Origin of the sequence: Arthrobacter sp. GMC3, assembly GCF_002929305.1 — a bacterium.
Lineage (GTDB): Bacteria > Actinomycetota > Actinomycetes > Actinomycetales > Micrococcaceae > Specibacter.
Window position 1 is genome coordinate 167,389 of the sequence record NZ_PJIO01000006.1, and the last position, 15,251, is coordinate 182,639.

Below are 15,251 nucleotides of genomic sequence, written 5' to 3' on the forward strand. Positions count from 1 at the left end.
GACAGCCGCCAGAACCGCTTCGGGGGCGGTCAGCTTTAGGCTTGGATTGAAGATTTCTCTCTTTTAGTTCACGCTGAAACGTCCCATTCGCTGACAGTGAGCTCCCTGAGCACGTCAGCGTCCACGTCCACGCCCAGACCCGGTTTTTCTGTGATGCTCACCTCCGGAATCACGTACGTCAAATTGCCCGGCTCTTTTGCAAACCTCAGAGGGCCCGAGAGCTCGGTGGAAACGATATTTGGGTGGCTGAGAGCCAGATGAAAACCCGCGGAAGAGGCAATGCTGGTCTCCAGCATGGAACCGATCTGAACCTTGAGTCCCCCGAGTTCCGCTTGCGTTGCCAGACGATGACACGGCGTTATGCCGCCGCTCTTCATCAACTTGAGGTTGACCATATCCACGGAACGGTCCCGAACAAAGGCGCCAAGATCCTGGGCGTCTACTACGGCTTCGTCGGCCATCAGCCTCATCCCGGTATTTTGCCGGATCAAACGGAAGCCATCGATGTCATCGGCGAAGATCGGTTGTTCCACCCAGTCGATATCAAACGGCTCCAGGGCCCGGATCATGGTGCGTGCCGTGGCTGGGTCGCCCCAGCCTTGATTGGCATCAACACGTATTCCCAAGTCGTTCCCGATGGCAGCGCGGACGGCTCGCACCCGTTCAATGTCCTGCCCGTCACCGCCCCCCAGCTTCATCTTGAGGTGGCGGTAGCCCTCGCGTCTGGCTTGGATTGCTTGCTCCGCGAGTACTTCCGGGGCCAGAATGCTCATGACGCGAGCGATGGTTGGCTGTTCGGGCCGCCGCCCACCCAGCAATGAGTAAATAGGACGCCCGGCGGCTTTGCCGGCAAGATCCCAACAGGCAATATCGACAGCTGCTTTGGCCGCTCCACAGCCCTTTAGCGCCGCATTTAGGCGCTGGTGAACGGCGGTGATGTCCTGCGGATCCATACCCAGAACAGCGGGAAGCAGTTCAGTTTTGAGGGCTTCGACTACACCGGTCGGCGTCTCGCCAGTAATGTGCCCGTCGGGCACGCTTTCGCCGTAGCCAACCAGCCCGTCGTCGGTCTCCAAGGTAAGGATGACGCTGGGCATCGACGGATAAGACGCGTACGAGACCACGAAGGGTTCCACCAGCGGAAGGTCGATCAAGGTGATGGTTGCGCGAGAGATTTTCATGCGTGGCTTCCTATCCACTAGTACGGGGGTGGCGGGCTGAATGGCGGCCAAGGCTGGCGCGGGGACGCTTACCAGTCATTCAAAATCATTTCAACGGCTGGCTGGAGGGAAACGGCACCGGAACCGAGTCGACGGCGTTGGCATGTTCCTCCACCCAATCCACAATGCGGCGATTGAAGTCGATCCGGTGCGACGGTTGACCAACATCGGTAAAGAGGTGGGACCCTCCGGGATAGAGGACCAGTCGGCTCTCCACACCCAGTTCGCACAGGGCGTTATGCCACTGCGTTGCCTGGCCTACCGGACACCGCAGGTCATCGGCACCGTGGAGGATAAGCGTCGGCGTTGTCACGTGTTCAACCATGGAAAGCGGGGACATGGCCTCGTACCTGCGGGGATCCGTCCACATCGGACCACCGAGTTCACGCTCGCTGAGTAGCTGGCCGCTGTCCGAGGTTCCGGCAAGGCTCCGGAGATCACTGACAACCCCGCCGGCGACGGCAGCTGCGAATCGTTGGTCGCGGCTTGTCAGATAGCAGGTCATGTATCCGCCGTAGCTGTATCCAGTCACGGCTAGTCTGTTCGCGTCTGCTACTCCCTCAGCCACCAGTTGGTCCAGTGACTCAAGGAAATCTGGGGCGTCCGCGTCGCCCCAGCGGCCCAAGGCTGCCTTGTAGAACTGCTCGCCGTATCCATCACTGCCCCGGACATTGAGCAACAGCACGGTCCATCCGCGCGCAACCAGTTCCTGGTGATAGAGGTTCACGTCGTCAGCGGCACCGTTCCATGCGTTGTGGGGGCCGCCGTGGATGTCCAGCAAGAGGGGCTGTGGTCCTGAACGTTCCGGGTCACGAATCAGCCACCCCACCACGACGGTGCCATCTGAGGTCGTGAACGCCCGTTCCAATCGCGGGAACAGCTCCACATCCGCAAAATTAGATCCATGGTGAGTCCAAACACGTGTAGTCCCGTCGGCAAGATCCACGCTCACGATCTCGCCAAAGGAAGTAGGCGTCTTCAGTACGATGACCGCCGTGTCGCCTGCAACGGATAACTCCGAGACAACCAGGCCATCACCCCGGAGGACCGGGCGGGGCTCGCCACCATCAATGTCCACCTCGTAAAGGTGTGTGCAACCACGATCCCGCACGCAGAAAAGCAACCCTTTGCCGCTATCGCTCAGCTGCGGCGGTGCCCCGGGGTAGGCCGGAGCCCCTGCCATGACGTTTCGGTCCAGCGAACGAGTGAGATTCCTGGTGGGACTGCCATCCAGCGGGAGCCACTCCAAATGGGCGTGTCCAACCGGCCGGCTGGTCACCGCGAATAGGGCATCCCCTTCCGCGCTCCACCCTACGGCGCTTACCACCTGGTCAGCGGCACCCACCAGAGTCGGCATAGCGTCTGGAACACCAATGGCGATGATATGTGCGGGGGCGGCCAAACTGGCATCGTTGTCGACTGCAGGGCCGGCAGCAAACGCCAGATGCCGGCCGTCCGGCGACCATTGCGGGTCTCGCACATGCCAGTCGCCATGAGTGAGCTGAGAATATTTCCCGGTCTCCAATTCAAAGACATGAAGCTGGCGTCTCATCTCCCCCAGCAAGCCAAGCCCGTCAGACTGGTAGTCCCTGCCGTCTGCCACCACTGGCGCATCGGTGTGGTGCGCCACGGACGACGCTGCCCCGTCTTCCGTGTCCATGACACAGACCAGGGCAGCGAATGCGAGCTTGCTCCCGTCAGGACTCCACGTCGGCTTGCTAGCCCCCCATGGCAAGTTGCCGAGGCGTTCCACATTTTCATTCTCAAGGGTCATGATGCGGAGACTGACTTGACCATCGGACTCGTGTAGAAATGAAAGATGTTCTCCATCAGGTGACCAAACTGGTGACGAATCGGCGTTGCCGAACGTAAGTTGCCGGGCGGAACGGCCCGTACTGTCAGCCAACCAGATGTTGCGTTCGGTGCTGTCAGCGACGGCATCGAGGCTCCGAAGCACATAGGCAACGCACTGACCGTCAGGTGAGAGGGCGGGCTGTTCGGGGACAGTGATGTCCAGCAAGTCCTCGATGCGGAGCCTGCGGGTCATAGGATTCCCGCCTTGCCAGAGGTCAGTAATTCACCGACAAAGTGACATGCTGCGGCCTGACGGTTTCCATCGGACGCAGGGTCGACTTCTCTGCAAATGTCGCGTCCTGGTAGCACGAGCGGCCCTATCGGGCAGCGCAAATGGTATCGGCATCCGCTGGGTAGGTGATGAGGGTCCGTTGGCTCAGCATCGTTGACGGCCTGCACGGCTGGGTCGGCGTTGACCGGAGTGAGACTAGGACTTCGGTGGCTGGGCACAGCCGCCAGCAAATCCTTGGTGTAGGGATGCTGCGGGTCGGAAAGGATCTGTTCAGCGGGCCCTTGTTCAACGATCCTGCCCAGATACATCACGGCGATGGCGTCGGCGACGTACCTGACCACCGCCAAGTTGTGCGAAATAAACAACATGGACAGGTTCAGTTCCCTTTGCAGGTCCCTCACCAGGTTCAAAACCGTCCCTTGGACAGATACGTCCAAGGCAGAAGTAATCTCATCGGCAATGATGACTTCCGGCTGTCCGGCTAAAGCCCTGGCCAAGGCGACACGTTGAAGCTGCCCCCCGGACATCTGTCCCGGGTAGCTGAAGGCCCGCTGCGGATCCAGGCCCACCAAGCCCAGCAACCGTTGCACCTCGGAGCGGCGGCCTGCAGCGCCTCCCCTGCCAGCACGCGGAATGCCTTCCGCTATCGATTCACCAATGCTCATGCGAGGGTTCAGTGAAGAGTGCGGGTCCTGGAAGACCATCTGCAGGGGGCGGCGCTCACCCCGTTTGGGCCGTAGCGGCTGACCGTTGAACAGGATTTGCCCGCCGGTCAACGGCGTAAGCCCTGCCGCAGCCCGTGCCAACGTCGATTTTCCGGAGCCTGATTCACCCACGAGGCCAACCACTTGTCCCGTAGGTACAGTGAGGTCAACGCCGTCGACAGCAGTCATCCCGTGACGACCACCGAATCGTACCGATACCTGCTCGAAGCGAAGTTCGCTCATGATGCCTCTCCTTGCAGTGCCACAGCATGTAGTTTGAGTTCGACCGAAACCCGTTCACGGCCAGTTCCACGGGAAGGGTGCCAACAAGCCACTCGATGCCCGTCCTCCCGTTCAACGAGTTGTGGATCCTCGCGGGTGCATTGGTCATCCGCCTTCGGGCAGCGGGACGCGAAAGCGCAGCCCACCGGGACTTGAGACGGGTCAGCAGGGCGTCCGGGAACTACTGCCAGAGGACGATCCCGATCTGTTTCCATATCCGGGACCGCTGCCAGCAGGGCCTGTGTATAGGGGTGCATTCCCCTTCCAGCCAGGTCTGACGCCGGTAGGTCTTCAACGATGCGGCCGGCGTACATGACCAGGACACGTTCGCACACCTGGGCAACCAGTGTGAGGTCATGGCTGATCAGGAGGATCGCGACGTGGTTCTCCTCCTTGATCGACGAGAGTAGCCGCAGCACTTGTTGCTGGACGGTCACGTCCAATGCTGTAGTAGGCTCGTCGGCCACAATGAGGTCTGGGTTTCCCATGATCCCCATCCCAATCATGGCCCGTTGTCGCATACCACCGGAGAATTCATGGGGGTATTGTCTGAGGCGGCGTTCCGCGGCCGGTATTCTGACTGCCCGCAGCCGGTCCGCTGCGCGCGCCAGCGCTTGTCGACGATTCATGCCCAGGTGCCGCTGTGCCACTTCGGCCAGTTGCACGCCAATCCGCATGGTGGGATTGAACGATTTCATGGGGTCCTGGAACACCATGGCAAAGGATGTCCCCAGCAGTTGACGGCGGGCCCGAGAAGGGCTGGACAGTTGGTCCTGTCCTAGGAATTCAAGGCGTGAAGCACTGACGTTACCTGGATGCTCCACCAATTGCGCCAGCGCCAGGGCGGTCTGAGTCTTTCCTGAACCCGACTCGCCCACCACACCTACTGCCTCGCCCCGAGCCAGGCTGAAGCTAACGCCACGAACGGGAGTGATCGGTCCGGCGGGACCTGGGAAGCTGACGAAAAGATCCCGAACAGTCAGCACGGCCTTACTGTCCGCGCCGTCCGTGGAAGGTTCTGCGGCGGTGTAAGGCTTGGCGGTGCTCGCCTGCGGCACGCGCTGGGGCGCTGCACCCCTGCCAGATACTGGCATTGGTGTCCCAAGGGTCTCGGCTACGGCCTCACCGACAAGGTTGAATGCCAGCCCTGCAATGACCACTGCAAGCCCAGGAGCCAGCGCCGCAAGCGGGTTCACGTAAATATCATTCAGACCCTCGTTAAGGAGCCGTCCCCAGTCGTAAGCCGGGGGTTGAACGCCCAGGCCCAGGAATGACAGCCCGGCGAAGGCCAACAGCGATCCGCCCGCCCCGATCGTCGCTGTGACCACCAGTGGTTCGGCGATATTGGGGAGGATGTGGCGAAGCAGCCTCTGTACCTTGCCCACGCCGGCCAGCTTCGCTGCCGCAATGTAGTCCCGCTCTGACTGTGTGGCCACCAGATTCTGGGTTAACCGGGCAAACGATGGCGCTGTCGCCAAGCCAATGGCCAGAACGGCCCCTGTCTGGCCTACTCCGAAGATCACTGCGAAGAACATGGCCAGGAGCAGACCTGGGAAGGCTACCGCGATGTTGACGAAAGCCGTGACCAGCCTGCCGATCCTCCGGCTCAGGAGCGAGGGGACCACGCCGAGTACCAGTCCAGCTGTAACGCCGATTCCCGTTGCGGCCAGCGCGAGCTTGACTGAAAGCCCTGTCGCGACCAGAAGTCGGAAGAACAGGTCGCGTCCCAGGCTGTCAGTGCCGATGAGGTGTTCTGGCGATGGTCCTTGGAGGATGGCCCTGGTGTTGATTTCCTCTGCTTGACCGGTCCATAGGATCGGTGCAATGACGGCCATGGCGAGAACTAGGAAGAGCATGGCAGCCGACACAGCGCCAGCGGGCGTCTTCAGGGCCGCCAACCATCGGGCCGCCATTCCTGATGCGGCTCCTGTCTTTGAAGTGCGCATAATTCAGCTCTCTTTGATTGTTGAACGTGGATCGAGCATGCCCAGTGCAATGTCCACCAAAAGGTTCACTAGCAGCACGCCGATCCCATATACCAGCACCACACCTTGAACCACGGGGTAGTCCTTGGCAAGAATGGAGGCGACGATGGTGCTACCCAAGCCAGGCCACGCAAAGACGTTTTCCACGAGGACCGTGCCTGCCACCATGGCGCTCAGCATCAGGCCTCCGATTGTCAAAGTGGCAGTCAGCGCGTTCGGCAACGCGTGACGGAAATAGATCATCCAGTTCGGCAGCCGCTTGGCTCGGGCAGTCCGGATGTAGTCAGTGCCGAGCACCGATAGCATTTCCACCCTCACGATCCGGGACAGCATGGCGGCTGAGCCGAGGGCCATGGATACCACGGGAAGAACGTAGGAGTTCGCATCGGAGCGACCAGCGACGGGGAACCAGCCCAGCTGGATGGCGAAGAGGTATACCAACCCGACAGCGAGCAGGAACTCAGGTATGGCTGCCACGACAATAGAGGTGGAAGTGAAAGCCAATTCGGTTGGACGGCGACGGCCACCCCGGGTCAGGACTCCCATCAATGCGCCGACCGGCACGGCGATCAGAACAGCAAGCAGGAACGCGAGGCCGGCCATTTCAAAGGTGGCAGGAAAACGGTCACCGATCACCTGCGCCACCGGCAAGTCCGACGTCATTGACGTTCCGAGGTTCCCGCTGAACAAGCCTTGAAGATAGTGGGCGTATTGCAGCCACAGCGGGTCGTTGAGGCCCAGGGCATCGCGACGTGCCTCAACGAGGGCGCCAGGGGCTGAACTGCCCAGTGCCGCCCTGACCGGATCCCCGGGAATCAGGTGGATCATGAGGAAAGACGCAGTGACAAGCACCCAGAGGGAGACAACCAGGCGACCGATCCTTCGCGCCACAAAGCCCGTCCACGGGCTGACTGTTGCATCCGCGACAAAACGTGTTGCAATGCTCAAATTCTTACTCCTGCTTCTTGAGAGATCTCACTGGACCTCCACGAGACCGGCATCATCCATTATCAGATGCACCCGTGCGATCACGCTTTGTTCTTTACCATCACTTGTGGGCTCGAATATGGTCGAATCGAACAACGCCTGCTGTAGTGACTGATGGCGAGAGAAGCCTTTGTCGTATCGGACTACGATCACCGGCCAATGTCATCCTGAAAGACAAAATCACCCCATTGCGAGGGCCGTAGCATTAGCGCATGATGAACTTAAACGAACTCCGCACGTGGCTGGAAGGCCGTCTCCCGTCGCTGTTGGCTGAACACAAGGTTCCCGGCGCCGCCATAGCAGTTTCCGTCAGGGGCGAAGTGATTGACGCCGCGGCCGGCGTACTCAGCAAGAGCACCGGTGTTGAGGCGACCGTCGACTCACTATTCCAAGTCGGGTCGATTACCAAACTCTGGACTGCCACGTTGATCATGCAGTTGGTGGACGAGGGCAAGCTGGATCTGGACGTTCCGGTGCGGCTTTATCTACCCGAATTCCGTCTAGAAGACGACTCGGCTGCGGCCATTATCACCTCCCGTCAACTCCTGAGCCACACTGCTGGGTTCGAGGGAGACATTTTCACAGACACCGGACAGGGCGATGACGCCATCGCCAAGCTGGTGAAACTGCTAGCTGATGTTCCGCAACTGTTCGCACCCGGCGAGATGTTCTCCTACAACAACGCAGGCTACGTAGTGCTGGGCAGATTGGTGGAAGTGCTGCGCGGCAAATCCTATGATGAATGCCTGCGGGAGTACTTGTTCACACCGCTTCAACTGACCCACGCGGCCAATGGGCCCTACGAGGCGATTCTCTTCCGTACAGCGGTCGGACACATTGTGAACGAAGACGATGGCGAGCCGGAGCCCAGCCCCATCTGGGCACTTAGCCGGTCGACGGCCCCTGTGGGCTCCATGCTCAACATGCGCCCCCGCGACCTCCTGAAGTTCGCTCAGATGCACATCGATTCGGGTAGGGGGCCTGCTGGACAACAGATACTTAGCACTGGTTCGGCCGCGGCCATGCTGGAACCGCAGGTGAAGCTTCCAGAGTTGGGTTGGATGGGCGACGCCTGGGGCCTCGGCTTCTCGCTCTTCGAGTACGACGGCGGCCCGGTTGTCGGTCATGATGGCGGCACTATCGGTCAGACCGCTTTTCTGCGGATTTGTCCGGAGCAGGATGTTTCGATTGCACTCTTCTGCAACGGAGGCGAGCCCCTTCCGGTATTTACCGAAATCGCCGCACGTGTGCTCGGTGAATTTGCCGGCCTCAAGCTGCCGGAGCTGCCCACGCCGGCCGAATCCCCAGCGCCCGTCGATGCTTCACGGTACTTAGGCGAGTACTCCTCCCGCGTTGGCACCGCGGTGGTGAGTCAAGACACAGAGGGGCGAATTTGGTTGGAGAAGACGCCCAAGGGAGCCTACGCGGAGGTCGGCGACAGGCCCGAGAGGATTGAGTTGGTGGCCACGGAGGGAGACGCACTGTTGCCGGCCCAAAAGCAATTCGGCATGCATATGCCCCATGTATTCGTTGGTGACGATGGCCATGGCCACGCACTGTTCCTCCACACGGGCCGGGCCGATCGCCGGGTCGACGCATGAGTCTAGGATCTGACCAGCTTGCCGACATTTTCACCGCGGCAGGAGCCACCGGCTTCGTACATGCCCGCGAGATCGGAGTGCCCGATGGTCCCACGGTTTCACTGAACCCTGACGAGCCGGTGGTCCTGGCCTCCGTCTTCAAGGTACCGTTCGCCGTTGCCTATTCGCGCGAGGTCTCTGCAGGCCGTTTGGAACAGACGGGTCGAACCACTGTAACCCCCCGGTACCGGGTGGGGGGTTTGGGAACTGCCGGTTGCGACGACGACGTCGAAATGAGCTGGCGGGATCTTGCAAAGTTCATGATGACCATGAGCGACAACGCCGCCACCGACGTCGTCTTCCACCGGATAGGGCAGGCCGCCGTCGACGCCGTCTTGGATGATCTGAAGCTCAAGCACACCACGATCATCGGCTGCGGTGAGGACATGGACATTCAGATGATGGCCGACCTCGGCCTTGACCAGGGCGCTGCGACGCCCGACATCGAAGCCCTGTTGGGAGCGGCAACCCCCGAACAGATTTGGTCGCTGGGGATCCTAGATCCAGCAAGGACGCCCTCTTCCACGCCACGGGACATCGTCACCTTGCTCGACGCCATCTGGACCAACGCTGCTGGCTCCGTTGAGACGTGCGAGCGTGTGCGCTCCATGATGGCCCAGCAAATCTGGCGGCATCGGATGGCGACCGGTTTCGATGGCAACGTTTTGGTGGCAGGCAAGACCGGAACTCTTCCGGCCATCCGCAACGAGGTAGGCGTGGTGACGTACCCCGATGGCCGCCACTACGCCGTCGCGGTCTTTACGAAGGCGGCGACGCTCGCCGATCCGCAGCCGGCAATCGATGCCTCGATCGGCAAAGCGGCCCGCTTGGCCGTTGACCTGCTTCGGGGCGACTAGCTAAGGCCGGGAGTGCCAGGGATCCGATCCCTACGGGCACTCATAGTCTTGTCCACCAAACCTTGATCCTCGCAATTGTCGGTTTAGCCAATGGAGTGGATCACATATGCCGGAAGAATGTCACCATGAAAATACAAGGCACGATCAAGGCGGCTCTAAGCGCCGTCACTGTTGGCGCACTATCACTGACGATGGCCGCCTGTTCCGGTTCTACAGCCACTACAGGTGGCAATGAATTGGAGAACGGCAAAACGTTCACCCTGCGGTTGAGCGTGGACCCCGGATCCCTGGACCCCCTCTTCGCGTCAAATTCCGTGACCCAGCAAACCGCCAGGTTCCTTTACGACTCGCTCGTGAACCTTGATCCGGACGGCAACATGGTGGCCGGCTTGGCACAGAAATGGCAGGGCACACCCACTGAAGCCACCTTCACATTGCGCAAAAACGTCACGTGTTCAGACGGAAGTGCGCTGACACCGGAAATTGTTGCGGCCAATATCAACTTCGTCGGTGATCCCGAAAACAACTCAACCCGTACGGGCATTTCCGTTGCGCCCGGAGCTACGGCGACGGCGGACAACGAACAAGGAACAGTCACGGTGCACACACCATCGCCGGAACCTTTCCTGATCCGGAATATAGGCAACTTGCCCATAGTCTGCGCTGCAGGTAGCAAGGACCGCGGACTGCTTAAACAAGGGGCCGACGGCACAGGCATGTACACGCTCACAGAGGTGACTGCGGGCGACCACTACACCCTGACCCGCCGCAAGGACTACGCATGGGGCCCTGGCGACTGGAAGACCGAACAGCAAGGCCTGCCAGACAAAGTTGTCCTCAAAGTCATCTCCAACGAGACCACCGCAGCGAACCTGCTCCTATCCGGAGGAGTCAACGCAGCCACCATAGTCGGGCCCGACAAAAAGAGGCTTCAAGCCAAGAAAACATTCCAGCGAGACTTGGTAACGCCGCTGGGTCAAATCTGGTTCAACCAAAAACCGGGATTGCCCGGCTCGGATGAAAAGGTGCGGCGCGCCTTGACTCAGGCACTAAATCTCGACGAACTTGGGCAGGTGGTGACCAGCGGAGACGGCAAACCCGCTACGGGTCTCATAGCGCCGGTTCTCAGTCCCTGCAAACAAGACACACTCAGTGGCAACCTCCCCGAACACGACCTCGAGGCTGCGAAGTCCACCTTGGATGCTGCCGGATGGAAGATCGGTGCGAACGGTATTCGCAGCAAGGATGGGAACTCTCTGAAAATGGAATTCTTCTACCCCAGCACCATGGGACCGACCTTTGCTGCAGGCGCCGAGCTGATCAAGGAAGTTTGGTCAGGGATCGGCGTTGACGTTCTCCTCAGGCCAGTCACGGATGCCGAGGGCAGTTCATTGATCCTGGGCGGAGAAGGCGGTTGGAACGCCGCTTTCGTTCCCATCGGAGTGTCCCTACCCAACGAGCTTGTACCTCTCGTGTCCGGGCCTACCCCGCCAAACGGCGGCAATTTTGCCTTCATTAGCAACCCTGGCTATTCGGAGAACGTGCAAAAGGCCATGAGCGCCACTGCAGAAGCCGGTTGCGAGTCTTGGGCAGCTGCCGAACGGGAGCTATTCAAGCACGTCGACGTGGTGCCCTTCGTCAACTCGGTGACTCCGACCTTCGCTGCCGGGGCAACCTTTGAACTGTCCGACGGACAGTTGGCCCCTGCCTCGGTCCGCATGGTGCGCTAACAGTTTCGCTCATTGGATGCTCCGTCCAGCCGACGGCGGGACGGAGCATCCCCATTTCTACCGAAAGTTTTCCACGACAATCTGAACGGCAACTGTTGGTCCTCGCGGCCAAAGTCAAAAGCTCAAAATCGAACCAGGATTAGATCATGTCACTCATTCTCGACGCCCACTCTTCTGCTGAGCGCGCCCACGCCACTGCTGCCGCTGCAGCAGCCTCGGCCAACGTCCGAATTGTCGACGAGCACCAGCGTGAGAGGCTTCAGGACATCGAAGGGCTTTTGGTGGCAATCTGGGGGATGTCTCCCCACGGAGCCCCCATTCCCTTTGACCTGCTCCGAAGCATTTCGCACGCCGGATGTAACGTTTCCGCGGCCTATACCCCGGAAGGAGTTCTCTGTGGTGCCGCGGTCGCCATTGTCGCGCCCGAAGGACTCACATATTCGCTGATAGCCGGGGTGCTCCCCGGCATTGCTGACAAGGGTGTGGGTTTCGCTCTAAAGCAACATCAACGAGCTTGGTCGTTGGCACGCGGTATAGAGACCATGACATGGACTTTCGATCCCCTGGTTAGCCGGAACGCCCGCTTCAATCTGTCCAAACTTGGTGCCGCCACTTCCACGTATGAGAGAAACTTCTACGGCCTAATGGAGGACGAGATAAACGCCAACGACGAATCGGACAGGCTGGTGGTCATCTGGCCGCTGTCCTCGGAGCGGAGTCTCAGATGCAGCGAAGGCCTGGTGGACGAGGTAAACCTCCCCCAGGGCGCACTGCTCAATGTCATTGAATATGGGCCCGACGCACAGCCCGCGCTCGTCCGATCGGACGGCAACCTGTGGTGCCGGGCACCGCATGACATCCTCGCCCTGCGGGAATCAGACCCCCAAGAAGCAGCGATGTGGCGTTCGCAGCTCCGCGAAATCCTGGAGTCCGCTTTCGCATCCGGCTACATTGCCTCGGGAGTCACCCGGACTGGCTGGTACAAGCTCACGCCTTCCTCAACAACCAGCCAGTAACCGAATTCAGTACCGTTGCGCTACATGCCGCGCACCGACCAAACACCGCTGCCCAATGCGCAGCGGCCACGAAGGAGACCGCATGAAGGTATACATTTCTGTTGACATGGAGGGCATCTCAGGGGTGGCCACCTTTGACCAAATTATTCGGGGTGGAACCGGCTATCCTCGGGCCCAAGCCTTGATGACGGCAGAGGCCAACGCGGCCGTGGAAGGAGCCTTCGAGGGAGGGGCAACGGAGGTCCTGATCAATGACAGCCACGGGACAATGAACAACCTCCTTCACGAGGATCTCGATCCCCGCGCCCGCGTCATTTTCGGAGATCCCACAGCATTTTGCATGGCTGAAGGCCTGACATCAGACTTCGATATCGCCTTTTACATCGGATATCACGCACCCGCGGGCGTGGAAGGCCTGCTGGCCCATAGTTTTTCGGCGCTCTTTACCAGTTTCAAACTCAACGGCGAGATCGCTTCAGAGGCATCCATTAACGCCCTCTTCGCAGCTACCCGCGGTGTCCCCGTCGGTTTAGTAACAGGCGACGACGTCATCTGCGGCATCGCCGAACGCGAGTTCCCGGGCGTGCTGACCGTTCCAGTCAAGATTGCCCACGGGTTCCAGGCCGCCAATAGCCTCTCACCCACGTACGCCCGGGCAGCCATCCGCAGGAGTGCGCGTGCTGCCGTGCAAGGCATCCAGAAAACTCGCCTGGTACCCGTGCCGGACAGGCTTCGGCTTGAGATCGGCTTCCAGAACCCCTTGGCCGCCGAGCTATTGGAAGCCGTTCCCGGTGTGTCGAGGGTCAGCAACCTTGTAATCGCCAGAGAAGTCGAATCTGCCGAGGATCTTTTGGGGATGATTGGTACTACGTACGAATTAGCAGCAGTTGCCTCGAAAACAATGTTTCTCCGTGAATCCCTGAGATAGGGAGGCGCACTACGTCAAAGGCCTCTGCAGGAGCTGGATTCAGCTCCTGCAGAGGCCTTTGACATCCCAACCGAAACGGCTCAGGACTTAGTATCGGATCCGCGGAATCGAGCTTAGAAGCGTCCGGGTGTACTGATCCCGGGGTTCGGTGAAGAGCCTTTCCGTGTCTCCGTCTTCCACGATGTTCCCGCGGTACATCACGGCGACGTTCTCACAAAGGTTGCGGACCACTGCCAAATCATGGGCAATGAACAAAACAGACAACCCCAGTTCGTCCCTCAGGTCTGCCAAGAGATTGACGATACCGGCCTGCACGGACACATCCAAGGCAGAAACGGCCTCGTCAGCAACCAACAACGAAGGCTCCAGTGCGAGGGCTTTCGCGATGGCCACCCTTTGGCGCTGCCCACCAGACATGGAAATCGGGTAGCTATCCAGCGCCCTGGCCGGCAGTTGGACTTGGTCCATCAGTTCAAGGCACCTCGTGCCAATGTCCCGTGATTGAACAATACGGTGAACCCGCAACAGCTCGGCCAAAGACTGACGAATAGTCATCCTTGGATCCAACGACGAATATGGATCCTGAAACACCATCTGGATGTGGCGCCTCTGCTCTTTGGTCCGTCGGACGGGCAACTCGTCACCATTGAACACCACCGTGCCTGTAAAAGAACGCTCCAAAGCTGTCAGAACACGGGCCAGAGTGGATTTGCCAGAGCCTGACTCACCTACCAACCCGTGGATCGTGCCCCGGGGGACGCTGAGATCGACGCCGTTCAGAGCAACGATTTTGCGCCGGTCGTTTCCCCGGCCTGTAGAGAATTCGACGCGGATATCCCGCATCTCGAGAATATTTTCGGAAGCCGGCTGAGCCAGCTGGAATGTGGACATGTGCTAATGCTCCTCAGGGATCGAAAGGGAATCCGGCGCATGGTCCGCCATCCGCATCGCGAACGAATAGTCGGCTGGCCTGTCTCGAAGGGCCGGCGTGGTCCCGGGTATCGATCGAAGCCGTTGACCAGGTTCATCAATTCGCGGCGTTGCGGCCAGGAGTGCGCGCGTGTATTCTTCCCTCGGATTTCCCAACACCTCTGCTGCGCTACCGGATTCCACCAGTTGACCCGCATACAAGACGCTGATGGTGCTGCAGAGTTCGGAGACAACAGCCAAGTCGTGAGTGACGTAGAGAATCCCAGCGTTGAGCTCCGTCCGTAGTCCGTCAAACAGGGCCAGGACCTGTGCCTGCACGGTCACATCGAGTGCAGTTGTTGGTTCGTCACAGAGAATCAGCTCGGGTTCACAGGCAACACTGGCGGCGATCATCACCCGCTGCCGCATACCACCGGACAATTGAAATGGATAGGCGTCCACCCGCAATTCCGGATGGGGTATCCCCACTAACTGCATCATATGGACGGCGTACTCCCGGGCCTGCTTTCGGCTCCATCCCTTCCGTTGGGCAATACCATCCGTTATCTGAGTGCCAACGCGGGCAATAGGATTCAGTGCCACCGCGGGTTCCTGGAACACCATTGACATACCTGTGCCACGGATCTTCCGGAAGTTCCGGCCGTTGTTCGCAAACAAGTCTGTGCCATTAAAGTAGGCGCTTCCTGCGCTGACGCGGGCGTTGGAGGGCAGCAAACCCATGAGCGACCGAAGGGCCAGACTCTTCCCGGAACCTGACTCCCCTACGAGTCCATGGGCTTCTGCCCGTTGGACCGTAAAGGAAACGTCCTTCAGGGCCGCATACTCGCCACCTTGGATAGACACATCAACGCATAATCCCTCCACTTTCAGGAGTGGCTGGCCCACA

Annotated in this window: 12 protein-coding genes; 5 read left to right on the top strand and 7 right to left on the bottom strand. The window is 59.9% G+C overall.

What is annotated here, in order from left to right:
• Positions 1-68 precede the first annotated feature (68 nt).
• The 5 genes from CXQ94_RS11960 to CXQ94_RS11980 all read right to left on the bottom strand — a co-directional run bounded on the left by CXQ94_RS11960 (position 69) and on the right by CXQ94_RS11980 (position 7,225).
• Positions 69-1,181 carry a mandelate racemase/muconate lactonizing enzyme family protein gene (locus tag CXQ94_RS11960; protein ID WP_104090352.1) on the bottom strand — a complete coding sequence of 371 codons (1,113 nt, stop codon included), beginning with the start codon at positions 1,179-1,181 and terminating at the stop codon, positions 69-71.
• 85 nt (positions 1,182-1,266) lie between these two features.
• Entirely contained in the window at positions 1,267-3,267 is a 2,001-nt protein-coding gene (locus CXQ94_RS11965) for a S9 family peptidase (RefSeq protein ID WP_104090354.1), read from the bottom strand.
• Complete coding sequence (locus CXQ94_RS11970) at positions 3,264-4,253, bottom strand: ABC transporter ATP-binding protein (protein ID WP_104090357.1); 990 nt, start codon at positions 4,251-4,253, stop codon at positions 3,264-3,266. The genes CXQ94_RS11965 and CXQ94_RS11970 overlap by 4 nt, the downstream gene beginning before the upstream one ends.
• On the bottom strand, positions 4,250-6,238 hold the full coding sequence (locus tag CXQ94_RS11975; protein WP_219817036.1) for a dipeptide/oligopeptide/nickel ABC transporter permease/ATP-binding protein: 1,989 nt from the start codon (positions 6,236-6,238) through the stop codon (positions 4,250-4,252). Before CXQ94_RS11975 ends, CXQ94_RS11970 begins: the two co-directional genes overlap by 4 nt.
• Positions 6,239-6,241: 3 nt before the next feature.
• Positions 6,242-7,225, bottom strand: coding sequence for an ABC transporter permease (locus CXQ94_RS11980; protein WP_219817037.1), 984 nt, complete (start codon positions 7,223-7,225; stop codon positions 6,242-6,244).
• 251 nt (positions 7,226-7,476) lie between these two features.
• Between CXQ94_RS11980 and CXQ94_RS11985 the strand changes: the two genes are divergently transcribed.
• The 5 genes from CXQ94_RS11985 (at position 7,477) to CXQ94_RS12005 (ending at position 13,435) form a co-directional block, all read left to right on the top strand.
• On the top strand, positions 7,477-8,865 hold the full coding sequence (locus CXQ94_RS11985; protein WP_104090361.1) for a serine hydrolase: 1,389 nt from the start codon (positions 7,477-7,479) through the stop codon (positions 8,863-8,865).
• Complete coding sequence (locus CXQ94_RS11990) at positions 8,862-9,761, top strand: serine hydrolase (RefSeq protein ID WP_104090363.1); 900 nt, start codon at positions 8,862-8,864, stop codon at positions 9,759-9,761. Before CXQ94_RS11985 ends, CXQ94_RS11990 begins: the two co-directional genes overlap by 4 nt.
• 125 nt (positions 9,762-9,886) lie before the next feature.
• The gene (locus CXQ94_RS11995; RefSeq protein WP_219817038.1) at positions 9,887-11,491 is read left to right on the top strand and encodes an ABC transporter substrate-binding protein; all 1,605 of its coding nucleotides are present in this window, start codon (positions 9,887-9,889) and stop codon (positions 11,489-11,491) included.
• A gap of 146 nt (positions 11,492-11,637) precedes the next feature.
• Entirely contained in the window at positions 11,638-12,507 is an 870-nt protein-coding gene (locus CXQ94_RS12000) for a hypothetical protein (RefSeq protein ID WP_104090365.1), read from the top strand.
• 82 nt (positions 12,508-12,589) lie between these two features.
• The gene (locus tag CXQ94_RS12005; RefSeq protein ID WP_104090368.1) at positions 12,590-13,435 is read left to right on the top strand and encodes a M55 family metallopeptidase; all 846 of its coding nucleotides are present in this window, start codon (positions 12,590-12,592) and stop codon (positions 13,433-13,435) included.
• A gap of 87 nt (positions 13,436-13,522) precedes the next feature.
• Here the strand turns inward: CXQ94_RS12005 and CXQ94_RS12010 are convergent, their stop codons facing one another.
• Positions 13,523-14,326, bottom strand: coding sequence for an ATP-binding cassette domain-containing protein (locus CXQ94_RS12010; RefSeq protein ID WP_104090371.1), 804 nt, complete (start codon positions 14,324-14,326; stop codon positions 13,523-13,525).
• Positions 14,327-14,329: 3 nt separating this feature from the next.
• Positions 14,330-15,208: an ABC transporter ATP-binding protein gene (locus tag CXQ94_RS12015; protein WP_181034192.1), complete on the bottom strand. Its 879-nt coding sequence runs from the start codon at positions 15,206-15,208 to the stop codon at positions 14,330-14,332.
• Positions 15,209-15,251 lie beyond the last annotated feature (43 nt).